Annotated in this window: 16 protein-coding genes; 10 read left to right on the top strand and 6 right to left on the bottom strand. The window is 70.8% G+C overall.

Going from position 1 to position 16,099, the window contains the following annotated elements:
* Window positions 1-23 precede the first annotated feature (23 nt).
* Window positions 24-512: an ATP-binding protein gene (locus ACIA8F_RS01270; RefSeq protein WP_399376089.1), complete on the bottom strand. Its 489-nt coding sequence runs from the start codon at window positions 510-512 to the stop codon at window positions 24-26.
* 190 nt (window positions 513-702) lie between these two features.
* Here ACIA8F_RS01270 and ACIA8F_RS01265 point away from each other — a divergent pair, with 190 nt between their 5' ends.
* The 9 genes from ACIA8F_RS01265 (at window position 703) to ACIA8F_RS01225 (ending at window position 10,547) form a co-directional block, all read left to right on the top strand.
* Entirely contained in the window at window positions 703-1,512 is an 810-nt protein-coding gene (locus ACIA8F_RS01265; RefSeq protein ID WP_399376088.1) for a hypothetical protein, read from the top strand.
* Window positions 1,513-1,622: 110 nt separating this feature from the next.
* Window positions 1,623-2,351 (top strand): YcnI family protein, encoded by a 729-nt coding sequence (locus tag ACIA8F_RS01260; protein WP_399376087.1) that lies wholly within the window; start codon window positions 1,623-1,625, stop codon window positions 2,349-2,351.
* Between the two features lie 112 nt (window positions 2,352-2,463).
* Complete coding sequence (locus ACIA8F_RS01255; RefSeq protein ID WP_399376086.1) at window positions 2,464-3,117, top strand: SCO family protein; 654 nt, start codon at window positions 2,464-2,466, stop codon at window positions 3,115-3,117.
* On the top strand, window positions 3,114-3,626 hold the full coding sequence (locus ACIA8F_RS01250; RefSeq protein WP_399376085.1) for a copper chaperone PCu(A)C: 513 nt from the start codon (window positions 3,114-3,116) through the stop codon (window positions 3,624-3,626). The genes ACIA8F_RS01255 and ACIA8F_RS01250 overlap by 4 nt, the downstream gene beginning before the upstream one ends.
* Before the next feature lie 22 nt (window positions 3,627-3,648).
* Window positions 3,649-5,634, top strand: coding sequence for a copper resistance CopC/CopD family protein (locus ACIA8F_RS01245; protein WP_399376084.1), 1,986 nt, complete (start codon window positions 3,649-3,651; stop codon window positions 5,632-5,634).
* Between the two features lie 80 nt (window positions 5,635-5,714).
* Window positions 5,715-6,956, top strand: coding sequence for an iron uptake transporter deferrochelatase/peroxidase subunit (gene efeB, locus ACIA8F_RS01240; RefSeq protein ID WP_399376252.1), 1,242 nt, complete (start codon window positions 5,715-5,717; stop codon window positions 6,954-6,956).
* 42 nt (window positions 6,957-6,998) lie between these two features.
* Window positions 6,999-7,934, top strand: coding sequence for a prephenate dehydratase (gene pheA / locus ACIA8F_RS01235; RefSeq protein WP_399376083.1), 936 nt, complete (start codon window positions 6,999-7,001; stop codon window positions 7,932-7,934).
* Window positions 7,935-8,460: 526 nt separating this feature from the next.
* Window positions 8,461-9,738, top strand: coding sequence for a serine--tRNA ligase (gene serS, locus ACIA8F_RS01230; protein ID WP_399376082.1), 1,278 nt, complete (start codon window positions 8,461-8,463; stop codon window positions 9,736-9,738).
* Entirely contained in the window at window positions 9,735-10,547 is an 813-nt protein-coding gene (locus ACIA8F_RS01225) for an HAD family hydrolase (protein ID WP_399376081.1), read from the top strand. The genes serS and ACIA8F_RS01225 overlap by 4 nt, the downstream gene beginning before the upstream one ends.
* Before the next feature lie 141 nt (window positions 10,548-10,688).
* On the opposite strand, the gene ACIA8F_RS01220 is transcribed toward ACIA8F_RS01225, so the two are convergent.
* From ACIA8F_RS01220 to ACIA8F_RS01200, 5 genes are all read right to left on the bottom strand, one after another.
* On the bottom strand, window positions 10,689-11,330 hold the full coding sequence (locus ACIA8F_RS01220; protein WP_399376079.1) for a rhomboid-like protein: 642 nt from the start codon (window positions 11,328-11,330) through the stop codon (window positions 10,689-10,691).
* A gap of 112 nt (window positions 11,331-11,442) precedes the next feature.
* Window positions 11,443-12,162 carry an ABC transporter permease gene (locus ACIA8F_RS01215; protein ID WP_383940077.1) on the bottom strand — a complete coding sequence of 240 codons (720 nt, stop codon included), beginning with the start codon at window positions 12,160-12,162 and terminating at the stop codon, window positions 11,443-11,445.
* A gap of 14 nt (window positions 12,163-12,176) precedes the next feature.
* Window positions 12,177-13,088, bottom strand: coding sequence for an ABC transporter ATP-binding protein (locus ACIA8F_RS01210; RefSeq protein ID WP_399376078.1), 912 nt, complete (start codon window positions 13,086-13,088; stop codon window positions 12,177-12,179).
* Complete coding sequence (locus ACIA8F_RS01205) at window positions 13,085-13,972, bottom strand: ABC transporter permease (RefSeq protein ID WP_399376077.1); 888 nt, start codon at window positions 13,970-13,972, stop codon at window positions 13,085-13,087. The genes ACIA8F_RS01210 and ACIA8F_RS01205 overlap by 4 nt, the downstream gene beginning before the upstream one ends.
* On the bottom strand, window positions 13,962-14,999 hold the full coding sequence (locus tag ACIA8F_RS01200; protein ID WP_399376076.1) for an ABC transporter ATP-binding protein: 1,038 nt from the start codon (window positions 14,997-14,999) through the stop codon (window positions 13,962-13,964). Before ACIA8F_RS01200 ends, ACIA8F_RS01205 begins: the two co-directional genes overlap by 11 nt.
* Window positions 15,000-15,253: 254 nt before the next feature.
* On the opposite strand from ACIA8F_RS01200, the gene ACIA8F_RS01195 reads away from it, so the two are divergent.
* Window positions 15,254-16,096, top strand: a complete 843-nt coding sequence (locus ACIA8F_RS01195; RefSeq protein ID WP_399376075.1) for a M24 family metallopeptidase — start codon at window positions 15,254-15,256, stop codon at window positions 16,094-16,096.
* The last annotated feature ends 3 nt before the right edge of the window (window positions 16,097-16,099 follow it).

Genomic DNA, 16,099 nt, shown 5'->3' with positions numbered 1-16,099 from the left:
TCCACGACACCTTCAGCTCGCGTCTACGACACCTTCAGCAGGGAGTCGTCCCGCCACTTCAGCATCTTGTCGAAGCTGACCACCGCCCCCCGGCCCGGCCGGTTGCGGAAGCGGACGTGGTCGGCGAGTTCCTCGATCAGGTGCAGGCCGCGGCCGTGCTCGGCCAGGGACGGTCTGCGGCGGGCCACGGTCGCGGGCGGGAACCCGGGACCCGAGTCGCTCACCTCGATGCGGCAGCGGTCCCCGTCCAGGTACGCCGTGACGTGGTACGCCCCGGTCCCGTCCGGGCTTCCGCCGCCCGAAGGCACGTCGTCCGTGTGCCCCGAGCGCGGTACGGCCTCATGGCCGCCGTGCTCCACCGCGTTCGCGCACGCCTCGCTCAACGCCACCGACAGGTCGAAGGAGATGTCCGGGTCCACCCCCGCGGTCTCCATCGTCCCCAACAGCAGTCGCCTCGCGAGGGGCACACTCGCTGCTTCGCGCCTCAAGTGGAGAGACCACCAGATGCTCATACGGTTACCTATTGCCGCCCGGGGCCGGAGCTAAGCCCCTGCGGGCCGACAGAGCCCTCGTTCGGCCGATGCGGCTCTCCCGGGCGGCGGTGTATGCGGACGCAGACCCGGCAGCCGTGCGCGGGAATGCAAACCGGCTGTCGCACCTGCCGTATGCGGCGCCTAAGGCCAGTGCGATGATGGCCCGGCCATGACTGCCCCCCACGCGACGCAGGCCGGACCCGGCCTCAGGCTGATCCGGGCCGCGGTGTTCACCGCGGTCTGTGTCGTGCTGTCCGCGGCCGGGCACGCACTGGCCTCCTGCGCGACGGTGCCCTGGTGGTCCCTCTGCGCCGGCTTCCTCGCCGTCTTCGCCGTCGCGGCCCCGCTCGCGGGACGCCGCCGCTCGCTGCCCGGCATCGCCGCCGCCCTCGCGGGCGGACAGCTCGCACTGCACACCCTGTTCGGCCTCGGCCAGCACAACGCCCCGGCCGGCAGCGGTACCTCCTCGGAGACCTCGCTCGCGGCGCTGGCCGCCCAGCTGGTCTGCGGGGGCAACTCGGTCCCCATCCACCCGGCTGACGCCCGGCGGATCGTGGAGAGCGCCGGGCTGGACCCCGACCTCATGGCCGGAACGCAGGGGCACATGGCCGCCCACGCCCACATGGGGCAGGGCCTGGTGGAGCCGGCCGGCGGACTGGTGGGGCTGCTCAGCCCGGCCATGCTGACCGGGCACCTGCTGGCCGCGCTCGCCGCCGGCTGGCTGCTCGGGCGCGGCGACGCCGCGCTGTTCCGCCTCCTCGAACTGTCCAGGCTCTCCGCCGGAGCCGGACCGGTGCGCCCGCTGCGGGCCGCGCTGGCCTACGTACGCGCCCTCGGCGCCGGCCTTCCGGGCCGGCCCGCACGCATGCCGCGGGCAGCGGGGGACGGGACCGGACCCGCCCGCTCCACGGGCCGGGACGCACTCCAGCACACGGTGATCAGGCGCGGGCCGCCCACGGCATTCGCCCTCGCAGCCTGAAGCGGCACCTCTCCTCCCCGGGACTCACGACGGGAGCACCGGTGCCGCGAACTCCGTGCGCGCCGCGCGCGGAGCCACCGTCACCACAGCTTCCGTGGAGTGTTTCTGCCATGAAGACCTCTCGCGTCTCCTTCGCCGCCGCCCTCGCCGCCGGCTCCGTCCTCCTCCTCTCCGGTACCGCTTTCGCCCACGTCGGCGTGCAGCCCGTCGGAGAGGCCGCCAAGGGCGGGTACGCGACGCTCAACTTCAAGGTCCCCAACGAGCGCGACGGCGCTTCGACCACGCAGCTCGAGGTCAACTTCCCCGTGGACCAGCCGCTCACGTCCGTCATGCCGCAGGACATCCCCGGCTGGACGTCCAACGTCGAGAAGACCAAGCTCGACAAGCCGCTCACCGTGCACGGCAAGCAGGTCAACGAGGTCGTCACCAAGGTGACCTGGTCCGGCGGCAAGATCGAGCCCGGCAAGTTCCAGCAGTTCCCGGTCTCCGTCGGCAAGCTGCCCGAGAACGCCGACCAGATGGTCTTCAAGGCGATCCAGACCTACGACAACGGCGAGGTCGTCCGCTGGATCGAGGAGTCCAAGGAAGGCGCCGCCGAACCGCAGACCCCGGCGCCCGTCCTGAAGCTCACCGCCGCGGCCGGCGCCGACCACCACGACGACGCGGCCAAGCCCTCGGACGAGGCGAAGAACACCGACGCCGACCACAAGGACGGCCACGAGACGGCCGCCGCCAAGAGCGGATCCGACACCACCGCGCGGGCCCTCGGCATCGCCGGCATCGTCATCGGGCTCGGCGGCGTGGCCTTCGGCGTCGCCTCGCGCCGCCGCACCTCCTGACCGCCCGACCGCCCGGCCGCCCGGCCCGGCGATCCTGCGCAGCCGGCCGGCCTTCCGGGCCGGCCGGGCTCGCGGATCCACCCGTACCACCCCCGATCTCAGGGACATTCCCATGCGCACCACACGTGTGACGCTCGCCGCCCTCGTGGCGGCGGCCGCCCTCACCCTCACCGCCTGCGGTGGTGAACCGGCCAAGAACGGCCAGGTCACCCAGATCAGCGAGAACCAGGCGAAAGCCGGGTCCGCCACCGTGCTCGACCGCCCCTTCGACAAGCCGGACGTCGTCCTGACGGACACCACCGGCAAGCCGTGGAACCTGCGCGAGCAGACCAAGGGCAAGCCGACGCTCATCTACTTCGGCTACACCCACTGCCCCGACGTGTGCCCCCTGACGATGAGCAACATCGCCGTCGCCAAGAAGGCACTCCCCAAGGCCGACCAGGACAAGCTCCAGGTCGTCTTCATCACCACCGACCCGGAACGGGACACTCCCGAAACCCTCGGCTCGTGGCTCAAGGCCCAGGACCCGGCATTCACCGGCCTGACCGGGGACTTCGCCACCATCCAGGCCGCCGCACGCACACTCGGCATCGGTATCGAGGCCGCCACGAAGGACGCCAACGGCAACGTGGTCTCCATGCACGGCGCGCAGGTCATCGCCTTCTCGCCCAAGACCGACGAGGGATACCTCCTCTACGGCGAGAGCACCACCGTCGATGACTACACCAAGGACCTGCCGAAGGTCGTCAAGGGAGAGAACCCGTGAACACCCGCACCACCCGCACCACCCGCACCCTCGCAGCCGCCCTCTCCCTGACGGCCGCGCTCGCCATATCCGGCTGCTCCTCGGATTCCGGGTCGGCGTCCGCATCGGGATCCGGTGACGCGCCGAAGCTGACGGTCAGCGGCGGCTACATGCCGGAGCCCGTGAACGACCAGATGGCCGGCGCGTTCATGGTCATCAAGAACGACTCCAAGACGGCCGACGAGCTGACGGGTGCCACGAGCCCGCTCTCCGACGATCTGCAGGTCCACGAGACCAAGGACCAGAAGATGCAGCAGGTGCAGTCTATGGCCGTGCCCGCCGGCGGCGAGCTCAAGCTGGAGCGCGGCGGCAGCCACATCATGTTCATGGGGCTCAAGAACACCCCCAAGGTCGGCGACAAGGTCACCGTCGAACTGCGCTTCGAGAAGTCCGGCCCGGTCAAGGTCGAGCTGGACGTCAAGGAGCGGACGTACAAGGCTCCTGCATCCACCGATGGCACCTCCCACTGACGGACCGAGGGACTGACACGCCATGACGGCCACCGCCCCGACCCCATCCACGGCCCGCGTCCGCGCCACGGCACTCCTGCCGCGGCTCACGCTGGTCCTCGCCGCTCTGCTGGCAGCCTTCTTCGCCGCTGCCGCGCCGGCCTCGGCACACGCCGCGCTGACCGCGAGCGACCCCTCGGACGGGGCGGTGGTCGCCACGGCGCCCGCCCAGATCACGCTCTCCTTCTCGGAGGGGGTCGCCATGAACGGCGACTCCATCCGCGTCCTGGACCCCCAGGGCAAGCGCGTCGACACCGGTGAACTGCGCGACCTCTGCAGCGGGAGCATCATCCGCTACGGCACCGCGCTGCGCCCGGGACTGCCGGACGGCACCTACACCGTCGCCTGGCAGGCCATATCCGCGGACAGCCATCCGGTCTCCGGCGCCTTCACCTTCTCCATCGGAGCCCCCTCCGACACGGCCGTCTCGCTGCCCTCACGGACGGCGGGCGACGGGCCCGTCGCCGTCGCCTACGGCATCGCGCGCTACGTGGCCTACGCCGGGTTCGCCGTGCTCGTCGGCTCCGCCGCCTTCATCCTCCTGTGCTGGCGCCGGGGCGCCGCGCAGCGGCCGATGCAGCGGCTGGTCGTACGGGCCTGGGTCGCGCTCACCGTGGCCACCCTGGTGATGCTGCTGCTCCGCAACCCGTACACCGGGTCGGGGAACTTCGCCGACGCCTTCGACCTGGCCGGGCTGAAGGCCGTCCTGGAGACCAAGTCCGGGGCCTCGCTCGTCTCGCGGCTGCTCCTCCTCGGCGCGGCCGCACTGTTCATCACCGTCCTGTTCGGCTCCTACGCCCGGCGCCACACCTCGGACGGGGCCGCTGCCTCCGAGGAGGACACCAAGGGGGAGAGCGACCTCGTCTTCGGGCTCGGGATCGGCGGGACCGTCGTCGCCGCGGGCATCGCCGCCACCTGGGCGCTGTCCGAACACGCCTCCACCGGTATCCAGCCCGGCCTCGCCATGCCCCTCGACATCCTGCACCTGCTGGCCGTCGCCACGTGGCTCGGCGGACTCACCGCACTGCTCGTCGCGCTCCACAAGGTCCCCGGGATCGAGCGCTCGGCCATCCGGCGCTTCTCCACCGTCGCCTTCACCAGCGTGGTGGTCCTGGCCTGCACCGGCACCTACCAGGCCTGGCGCCAGGTCGGCAGCTGGTCCGCACTGACCGGAACCGACTACGGCCGGCTGCTGCTCCTCAAGATCGGCCTCGTCGCCATCGTCGTCGCCATCGCGTACACCTCGCGGAAGTGGACCGCGCGGCTGGCCGGCGGCCAGGGCGAAGCCGAGGCCGAGGCCGACGCCTCCGATGTTTCACGTGAAACATCGTCCGTGACCGTCTCCCCGGCGGCCGCCGACGCCGTCCCCGAAGCCTCCGCGGCCGACGCCTCCGACCCCCGGCGCGCCGCGCAGCTCGCGCGCCAGAGCGCCGCCCGGCGCACCGCGCGGGAGAAGCAGGTGCGCGACGCCGACCCGGACCGCACCGGTCTGCGCCGGTCCGTCCTCGCCGAGGCCGGTGTCGCCATCGTCCTGCTGGCCGTCACCACCGTCCTCACCAGCACCGAGCCCGGCCGGGCCGCGGAGCTGGAGGCCGGCCGCGGGTCCACCGCCACCGCCGTTCCCGACCGCGCGGTCAAGGTCACGCTGCCCTTCGACACCGGCGGCGAGAACGGCAAGGGCTCCGTCCGGCTCCAGATGGACCCGGGCCGCACCGGTGCCAACTCGCTCCACGTGTGGGCCGAGACGCCCGACGGCAAGCCGCTCGACCTGCCCGAGGTCAGGGTGTCGTTCACCTTGGAAGCCAAGGAGATCGGTCCCCTTCCGGTCCTGCCCGAACGCGCCGCTCCCGGACACTGGACCGCATCGGGCGTCCAGCTTCCGCTGACCGGGGACTGGCGGATCGACGTGACCGTCCGCACCTCCGACATCGACCAGACGACCGTCCAGAAGAACGTGAAGATCGGCTGACCAGCGTGACCCAGAACAGCGCCTCCACCGAGAGCACGACGAACACCGCGCGTACCGAGGGCAGCGCCGCAGTCCCCGGCATCGAGATCTCCCGGCGCCGCCTGCTGGGCACGGTCGGTGCCGCGGGCGCCGCCGGGCTCGCGCTCGGCGCCGCGGGCTGTGCCCTCGTGCAGTCCGAGGTGTCCGGGCCGGGGACGGCGGGCTCCGGCGGTGCCCCCGCCGCCCTCGGGGCGACCCGGGTCGCCTTCGACGGGGATCACCAGGCCGGCATCACCACGCCGCTCCAGGCCAAGGGGCACGTGCTGGCCTTCGACCTGGCGCCGGGAGCGGGCCGCACCGAGGCCGCCGCCCTGATGCGGCGCTGGTCGGATACCGCGCGGCGGCTCACGGCGGGCGAGACCGCGCCGGTCGCCGACACCGGCATCGCCCTCGGCTCCGGCCCCTCCTCGCTCACGGTGACCTTCGGCTTCGGCCACTCCTTCTTCGAGCGCACCGGGCTGACCGCGCGCCGCCCCGCCGCCCTCGACCCGCTGCCGGACTTCTCCGCCGACCGGCTCGACGCCCAGCGCAGCAACGGCGATCTGTGGGTCCAGATCGGCTCCGACGACGCCCTGGTCGCCTTCCACGCGCTGCGCGCGCTGCAGAAGGACGCCGGCGAGGCGGCCCGGCCGCGCTGGCAGATGAACGGCTTCAACCGCTCTCCCGGCGCCACCGCCTCCCCGATGACGGCCCGCAACCTCATGGGCCAGGTCGACGGCACGAACAACCCGAAGCCCACCGAGGCCGACTTCGACAAGCGGATCTTCGTCCAGGGCACCGTGCCCCCCGAGCACGCCTGGATGGTCGGGGGCTCGTACGCCGTCGTCCGCCGCATCCGCATGCTCCTCGACCACTGGGACCAGCAGTCACTGGACCGGCAGGAGCAGGTCATCGGGCGGACGAAGGCCACCGGCGCCCCGCTGACCGGAGGCGGCGAGACCACCGCCATAGCCCTCGACAAGATCGGCGCCGACGGCAGGCCGGTGATCCCTTCCAATGCGCACGCCCGGATCTCGGCACCCGCGCAGAACGGCGGATCGGCCATGCTCCGGCGTCCCTTCTCCTTCCACGACGGGATCGACGCCGACGGGACCCCCGACGCCGGGCTGCTCTTCATCTGCTGGCAGGCCGACCCGTCCCGCGGTTTCGTGCCCGTCCAGCGCAAGCTCGACCGCGGCGACGCCCTGTCGGAATTCATCCGGCACGAGTCGAGCGGCCTGTACGCGGTGCCGCCCGGTGCACGCGCCGGGGAGTACGTGGGGCAACGGCTGCTCGAAGGGTGAACAGCCCAGGTGGCGTCGGGGCCCCGGCATTAGGCTGATCGCATGTCGGCCACCCGCTTCACCTATCTCGGTCCCGAAGGCACGTTCACCGAAGCCGCCCTTCGCACCCTCCCCGAAGCCGCGACCCGGGAGCTCGTCCCGATGGTTTCGGTCCCGGCAGCCCTGGACGCCGTGCGCAACGGCGAGGCCGCGGCGGCCCTGGTCCCGATCGAGAACTCGGTGGAGGGCGGGGTCACCTCGACCCTGGACGAGCTGGCGGCCGGCGTACCGCTGATGATCTACCGCGAGGTGCTGCTCCCCATCGCGTTCGCGCTGCTGGTGCGGCCCGGGACCGAGCTGTCGGACGTCAAGACCGTCACCGGGCACCCGGTCGCCCAGCCGCAGGTGCGCAACTGGCTGCGGTCGAACCTGCCCGACGCCCTGTGGGAATCGGCGGCGTCCAATGCCGACGGTGCCCGGCTGGTCCAGGAGGGCCGTTTCGACGCCGCCTTCGCGGGCGAGTTCGCGGCCGCCACCTACGGGCTGGTCCCGCTGGTCACCGAGATCCACGACGCGCAGAACGCGGAGACCCGCTTCGTGCTCGTCGGGCGTCCGGCCCGCCCCGCCGCGCCTACCGGTGCCGACAAGACCTCCGTCGTCCTGTGGATGGGCGACGACCGCCCCGGTGCGCTGCTGGAACTGCTCCAGGAGTTCGCCGTGCGCGGGGTGAACCTGATGCTGATCCAGTCCCGTCCGACGGGTGCGGGGATCGGCAACTACTGCTTCGCCGTCGACGCCGAGGGCCACATCTCCGACCGCAGGGTCGGGGAGGCCCTCATGGGTCTCAAGCGGACCTGCCCCCAGATCCGGTTCCTCGGCTCCTACCCGCGCGCCGGTGTCGCTCAGGGTGACGTCCAGGCCGCCCGGGCCGGCACCTCCGACGGCGCCTTCACCGCGGCCTCGGACTGGCTGACACGGTGTCTCGACGGGCGCCCCTGACGCTCCGTCCACTGTCCACAGAGTTATCCACAGGGCCAGGTGTGCACCTGGGGACAAGTCGACAGAGCAACACGACAAGGTCGACAAATCGGTCGGGCGGCACAGGTTTCGCGCTGACGAGCGGGAGGTGAACGCCGTCACCCCTGTATCACCGATCAACTCTTTGGGGCGAGTCATTCCCACCCGAATGAGTGTGTGAGGGTGGTTTGAACCCTGATTGAGCCCGCTCGCTCCACCGTCGGGATTGATCTATTCCTGTGTCCACAGATCCGGCGCACAGCCTGTGGATAAGCCGGTCGCCTGGGGAATTCCTGTGGACAAGGAAGCCCCTTCCGTCCTGCTCAGGGGCTGCCCGCTCTCCGCCGCTCTGCCCCTTTTCGGAGAATGGGGGCGGTTTATTGGGGCGCACGGAAGGGCCGCTTCCGGCCCCCTGCCGACAGTTTTCCATTCGCGGCAATTGGGACAAAGCGACACGCAGCGTGATATCGGTGCGATCCCCTGAAGCCCGGCCCGGTAGCCTGGAGGGGTGATTGACCTCCGGCTGCTCCGTGAAGACCCTGACCGTGTCCGCGCCTCGCAGCGCGCCCGTGGAGAGGACGTCGCCCTCGTCGACGCACTGCTCTCCGCCGACGAGCGCCGCAGGTCCTCCGGCATGCGATTCGATGAACTGCGCAACGAGCAGAAGTCGCTCGGCAAGCTCATCCCCAAGGCCTCTCCGGAGGAGCGGGCCGAGCTGCTGAAGAAGGCCGATCAGCTCAAGCAGGACGTGAAGGCCGCCGAGGCCGAGCAGAACGAGGCGGACGAAGCCGCCAAGCAGCTGCTCCTGCGGCTCGGCAACATCGTCCACACGGACGTGCCCGTCGGCGGCGAGGAGGACTTCGTCGTCCTCGAGACGCACGGCACCATCCGCGACTTCGGCGCCGAGGGCTTCGAGCCCAAGGACCACCTGGAGCTCGGCGAGTCCCTGGGCGCCATCGACGTCGAGCGCGGCGCCAAGGTCTCCGGCTCGCGCTTCTACTACCTCACCGGCATCGGCGCCCTGCTGGAGCTCGCCCTCGTCAACGCGGCCATCGCCCAGGCCACCGAGGCCGGCTTCACCCCGATGCTCACTCCGGCGCTGGTCCGCCCGCGCGCCATGGAGGGCACCGGCTTCCTCGGCCAGGCCGCGGAGAACGTGTACCACCTGGAGGGCGACGACCTCTACCTGGTCGGCACCTCCGAGGTCCCGCTCGCCGCGTACCACATGGACGAGATCATCGACGCGGACAAGCTGCCGCTGCGCTACGCCGGCTTCTCCCCGTGCTTCCGCCGCGAGGCCGGGACGTACGGCAAGGACACCCGCGGCATCTTCCGCGTCCACCAGTTCGACAAGGTCGAGATGTTCTCGTACGTCGCACCGGACGAGGCCGAGGCCGAGCACCAGCGTCTCCTGGACTGGGAGAAGCAGTGGCTGACCAGCCTGGAGCTGCCGTTCCAGGTGATCGACGTCGCCACCGGCGACCTGGGCGCCTCCGCCTCGCGCAAGTTCGACTGCGAGGCGTGGATCCCCACCCAGGGCAAGTACCGCGAGCTGACCTCCGCCTCGAACTGTGACGGCTTCCAGGCGCGCCGCCTGTCGATCCGCTACCGCGACGGCAAGAAGACCGCTCCGCTGTCCACCCTGAACGGAACGCTGTGCGCGGTCCCGCGCACGATCGTCGCGATCCTGGAGAACCACCAGCAGGCCGACGGCACGGTCCGGGTTCCCCCGGTGCTCCGGCCCTACCTGGGCGGCCGGGAAGTCCTGGAGCCGATCACCAAGTGAGCACGGCCCCGTTCCCGTACAAGCTCGTCGCGACCGACCTCGACGGCACGCTGCTCCGCGGCGACGACACCGTCTCGGAGCGCACCCGCGAGGCGCTCCTCGCGGCCACCGCCGCGGGCGCGGCGCACATCATCGTCACCGGCCGTGCCGTGCCGTGGACCCGGCACGTCCTCGACGACCTCGGCTACAAGGGCATCGCCGTCTGCGGACAGGGCGCCCAGGTCTACGACGCGGGCGCGCACCGGCTGCTGACCTCGGTGACCCTCGACCGGAAGCTCGCCGCGCTGGCGCTGGAGAAGATCGAGGCCGAGGTCGGTCCGCTGGCGATCGCCGCCAGCCGGGACGGAGTCGAGGGCGAGGTGCTCTTCGGCCCCGGCTACCAGGTCCAGGAGGGCCTTCCCGCGCTCTACCTGGAGGACACCGCCGAGGTCTGGTCGGCCCCGCTGAACAAGCTGTACATCCAGCACCCCGAGCTGGACGAGGACGCCCTCGTCCGGGTGGCGCGGGAGACCGTGGGCAGCCTGGTCGGCATCGTCATGGCGGGTCCCGGTGTCGTGGAGATCCTTCCGCTGGGCCTGAGCAAGGCCACCGGCCTCTCGCTGGCCGCGCGCCGGCTGGGGGTGAAGGCGGCCGAGACGATCGCCTTCGGCGACATGCCCAACGACATACCGATGTTCGGCTGGGCCGCGCACGGCGTGGCGATGGCCAACGCGCACGCGGAGCTCAAGGCGGTGGCGGACGAGGTCACCATGTCCAACGAGGAGGACGGCATCGCCGTGGTCCTGGAGCGTCTGCTGGGCGCCGCGTAACGGGGCGCAGGACGGAAGGAAGGTCCGGAACGGCCCGCGCCGCGAGGCGCGCTCGAAGTGGCTGTTCCGGACCTTCTTGTTTCTCCCCGCACGGCTCACTCTGCCCCCGCCGCACGCCTCGTACCAGTGAATTTACGTGCGTCAGCCGGGAGTCCGGTGCGGGTTCGGGTGCCGGGTCAGGGGCCAGGCGAGGAGGCCGACGGCGAGCGCGATGGCGTGGCCGAAGTCGGTGAAGGTGCCGTCGCTGGCGAGCGGGAGTCCGAAGAAGGCCACGGCCCCGGCCAGGTAGAGCCAGCGCCAGGGGCCGGGCAGCCGGTACGTCAGCACTCCGATGGCGCTCGCGAGTCCGTAGCTGACGCCGATGTCGACGACGTGGACCATGCTGCGCGGGGCGCGGTGGTCCTGGATGGCCATCAGGACCAGTTTCTGGCTGATGAGCGTGGCCGTGATGTGTCCGGTCGCGATGATGAAGAGCCAGCGCAGGGTGCCGAGCCAGCGCTCGACGTTGGCCTGGAAGATCTCGAAGAGGACGAAGTAGAGCGGGAGCGAGGCGGGATCCTCGATCCAGAACGCGCTGCTGAGGAGCGCCCGTATGGGATGCCGGGCGAGCTCGTGGATGTTGCTGCTGTTGCGGTGGAGCAGGACGTGTTCGAGGTGGTCGGGCACGATCACGACCACGACGCTGGTGACCACGATGATCAGCAGCCAGATGTGAGTCCCGGGCGCGGAGCGTATCCAGGACCGCACTGGCCTGGACGGCTCGGGCTCGGTGTACTCGATCATGCATCGATGATCTCGCGCAAAGCTGTGCCCCGCCCGGCCGGTGGGCCGGGCGGGGCACGGTTTCACGTGAAACATCCGGGGACGGCGCCGCCGGGGACGCCGCGCGGTCGTCCTACTCCTCGCCGGCCAGGGTCAGGCGGCGGAGCTTCTGACCGGCGTAGAAGGTGGCGCCGACGGTGACGGCGACGAGCAGGATCACCGCGGTGGGCAGCCCGACGGTGGCGTCCACGTACCCCTCGCCCGCGACCTTCTGCGCGAGGGCCAGCGACCACTGCTGGACGCTGAGGGTCTTGGCGCCGTCGACGAGGCTGCCGAAGAGCGACTCCCAGATCAGGGCGTAGACCAGGCCGAAGACGACCGCGTGCCGGCTGACGGTGCCCAGCAGCAGGAACAGTGCGCTGTAGGCGACCGAGGCGACGAGGGCGGCGACGGTGTAGGCGACGGCGATCTGCTGGCCGTTGCCATTGAGGATGAAGCCGGCGATCAGGGTGGGGATCGCGGAGAAGACCATGGTGACGGCGATCGCGACGGTCAGCTTCGTGAGGATGATCGTCGGGCGCTTCACCGGCTTCGAGAGCAGGTAGACGATCGAGCCGTCGTCGATCTCCGGGCCGATGGCGCCGGTGCCGGCGATGACGCCGATCAGCGGGACCATCGTGGCCAGTGCGAACCCGCCGAGGAGATCGGCGGCGACCTTGTCGTCGAGGCCCGCGAAGGCGCGTACGGCGATGGAGATGGCGATCAGCAGGACGGGCAGCGCGCAGAGGATCAGCGCGCGGCGGCGGCCGAGCAGGGCCCGGTAGGTGAGCCGGGCAACGGTGGGGTTGTACATGGGTGCCAGCTCCTTCAGGCCGCGACGAGGTAGGAGAAGACCGACTCGAGGGACTCGTCGGAAGGCGAGACCGTCAGCAGCCGGATGCCGTGCTCGCGGGCGACCCGCGGCAGCAGCTCGGTGAAGCGCCCGAAGTCGACGGCCTGGATGCGCAGGGCGCCCTCCTTGAGGTCCACCTCGATCCCGGCGGTGGACGGGTCGGCGATCAGGGCCGCGGCGAGGGCCCGGTCGTCGGAGGAGCGGACGAGGTAGCGGTGCGGGCGGTCCGTCATCAGGCGGCGGATCTTGCGGAAGTCGCCGGAGGCGGCGTGCCGGCCGGCCACGACCACCTCGATGTGGGAGGCGAGCTGTTCGACCTCCTCCAGGATGTGCGAGGAGAACAGCACGGTGCGGCCGGCGTCGCCCATCCGCCGCAGCAGCTCCATGAGCTGCATGCGCTGGCGCGGGTCCATGCCGTTGAACGGCTCGTCGAGCAGGAGCACGGAGGGGTCGTGCACCAGGGCGGAGGCCATCTTCACGCGCTGGCGCATGCCCTTGGAGTACGTGGAGATCTTGCGGTCCTGCGCGTACTCCATCTCGACCGTGGCCAGGGCCCGCTGGGCGGACGCCTCGTCGAGGCCGTGGAGCTCGGCGTTGGCGACGACGAACTCCTTGCCGGTGAGGAAGTCGTACATGGCCTCGCGCTCGGGCACGACGCCGATCTGCTTGTAGACCTGCTCGTTCTGCCAGATCGGGGTGCCGTCGAGGGTGACGGTGCCCGTGGAGGGGGCGAGGAAGCCGCCCATCATGTTGATGAGGGTGGACTTGCCGGCGCCGTTGGGGCCGAGCAGACCGGTGACTCCGGGACCGATGCGCATGGTCACGTCGTTGACGGCGACGACGTTCCCGAACCAGCGGGAGGTGTGGTCGATGTCGATGATGCTCACAGCCCGGCCTTCCGGTAGCGGGCCATCAGGGCGGCGTAGGAGCCGGCGATGAGGCCGAGGATGACGAGCAGGTAGACGAAGCCGATGGCGCCCGAGGGGCCCTCGCTGCCGGGGAAGCCCGAGTCGGCGCCGAGGAAGGCGGTCTGCAGGCCGTCGATGAGGCTCATCGGGGAGAACAGGCCCAGCCACTCGATGCCGCCGGTCGAGCCGGTCTCGTAGGCGATGGCCTGGACGGCGGACACGGCGCCGTAGGGGATCAGGAGCACGGCGATGATGGCGGCGACGCCGAAGCCGCGGCGCGGGGTGAGCGCGGCCATGACCAGGCCGAGGCCGGAGAAGAGCAGCGACAGCAGCAGTACCGACACCAGTGCCTGTCCGAATCCCTTGGTCTGGTCGGCGAAGTCGAACTTCGCCAGGAGCGAGCCGATCCACATGATCAGCAGCGGGGTCGCGGTGAGGATGAACAGGGCCGAGGCCATGGCCGCGAACTTGGCCACGACGTAGTCGACCCGCTCGATGGGCCGCGAGAAGTAGAGCGGCACCGTCTTGAAGCGCAGGTCCCGCGAGACGGACTGCGGTGCCTGCGACGCGAGGTAGAGGTAGACGATCACCTGGGTGGTCATCGCGTACGTCGTGTACTTGATCGGCAGCGAGGTCGAGCCGGGCACGGTGATCGCGACGGCGACGAGGATCAGCGCGGGAACGCACATCACCGCGAAGAGCAGCATCGGCAGCACCTTGGACTTGGCCGAGCGGCCGAGTCCGTAGGCGCCGCGCAGGGACTGCGCGAAGAGCGACTTGCGGGCGTAGGCGCGGCCGAGCCGGGGGCCGTCGTAGGACCGGTAGCCGATGTTGTGGATCTGGGTCGAGGTGTCAGGCGCCATCGGAACCGGCTCCCTTCTGCTGGGTGGCGGCCCAGGCGGCGGCCTGGGCGGACTGGGCTGCGTACTGCTCGGTGCGGGCGGCGGCCGCGTCGCTGTCGCGGAAGACCTCGGCGATGTGGTGGCGGCGCTGTTCCATGCGGACCAGCCCGATGCCGAGATCGGCCACCGTGTCGCGGACGGTGTCGTACGTGGCCTCGCCGGTGGCCTCCACGAGGAGGATGTGGCCGGCCCCGGGCAGGCCCTCCTCCTCGCCGGCGTGCAGCGTCAGTCCCGCCTCGGTGAGCGCCTTGCGCAGGGCGGCGGTGCCGTCCGGGTGGGCGTCGGAGTCGGTGACCTCGACCGCGAGGGTCGTGGTGGTCTGGGTGAAGTCGCTGGTGGAGCTGGAGCGCAGCAGCTTGCCTCCGTCGACGACCACGACGTGGTCGCAGGTCCGCTCCAGCTCGCCGAGCAGGTGGGAGGTGACCAGGACCGAGATGCCGAAGTCGGTGTAGACGCGGCGGATCAGGCCCAGCATCTCGTCGCGGCCGACCGGGTCGAGGCCGTTGGTGGGCTCGTCGAGGAGCACCAGTTGCGGGTCGTGGACCAGCGCCTGGGCGAGCTTGACGCGCTGCTTCATGCCCGTGGAGTAGCCGCCGATGGGGCGGTAGCGCTCCTCGTACAGCCCCACGTGGCGCAGGGTGTCCGCGGTGCGCTCACGGGCGGCGGTCGGCGGGAGCCCGGACATGCGCGCCATGTGCACGACGAACTCGGTGGCCGAGACGTCGGGGGGCAGGCAGTCGTGTTCGGGCATGTAGCCGACGCGCTCGCGGATCGCGCTGCCATGGGTGGCTACGTCGAGTCCGAGCACGGCGGCGGTGCCCTCGGTGGCGGGGGACAGTCCCAGCAGGATTTTGATCAGCGTGGACTTGCCGGCTCCGTTGGCGCCTACGAGCCCGGTGACTCCGGGTCCGATGTCCAAGGAGAGCCGGTCGAGGGCGGTCACTCGGGGGTACCGCTTGCTCAGGCTTTCGGTCGCGATGACAGTCACGTGAACGACGTTAGTGGCGCGCCGGGCCCGGATCGTCAGACCTGGAGCTCGATCCTTTCTCCGCCTTCAGGACTACGGACCCCGACATAAGGCTGACGTAGGGCTGATGCGTACCGGACAAGTTTGTCCACAGGTCCGTGCACGGGCCTTGACGTGATCTCCGGTCATTGTCACATTCATCAGTGTCAAGTTACGGGCGCGTACGGCTATATGGACGGACGGCTGGGATGGCTGGGGACACCAGGCAACGCACGATGCGACGCACCACGGAGCTCTCCGCCGAGCTGCGCGGGTTCAAGGAAGTGCAGCGCCTCTCCTACGAGTGCGCGGAGGCCGTCGCGGCGCAGCTGCGCCCCGGCGTGACCGAGCGCGAGGCCGCGCGGATGCAGCGCGACTGGCTGCGCGAGCGCGGGGTGCGGGACTGGTTCCACATGCCGTTCGCGTGGTTCGGAGACCGGACCGCATTCACCGGCTTCAAGATCCCCCTGCAGTTCTTCCCGACGAACCGGGCCCTGGAGCCGGGGATGCCGTTCATCCTCGACATGGCCCCGGTCTACAAGGGCCACACCGCGGACATCGGATACTCGGGCAGCCTCGGCCTCAATCCCGTGCAGGACCGGCTGATGTCGGACCTGCAGGCGCACCGCACGCTGATCCTCGACCAGGTCCGCGAGCGCCGCTCCCTGCGCGACATCTACGAGGCGGTGGAGCGGCTGATGACCGGCCAGGGGTACGCCAACCGGCACCGGGCCTACCCCTTCGGCGTCATCGCGCACAAGATAGACCGGGTCAAGGAGCGGAGCTGGGCACCGACCGCGTTCGGGTTCGGCACCCAGGCCCTGAAGGGGCTGGCCTCCGACGCGCTGCGCGGCCATCGCGAGGGCTGGTCCCCGCTGTGGAGCCCGTACCGCTTCTCCGACCATCCGCCCCAGCCCGGCCTGTGGGCGGTGGAGCCGCACCTGGGATTCCGGGGCACCGGCGCGAAGTTCGAGGAGATCCTGGTCGTCACCGACTCCCGGGACCCCGAGGAGAGCGCGTACTGGCTGGACGACGATCTGCCGCACGTGCGGCGCTGGGCTGAGGAGAAGGCGGCATGAGCG

Source organism: Streptomyces sp. NPDC051563, assembly GCF_044454225.1.
Classification (GTDB): domain Bacteria; phylum Actinomycetota; class Actinomycetes; order Streptomycetales; family Streptomycetaceae; genus Streptomyces.
Note: the sequence above shows the minus strand (reverse complement) of the source record. Positions and strands in the feature narration are given on the sequence as shown.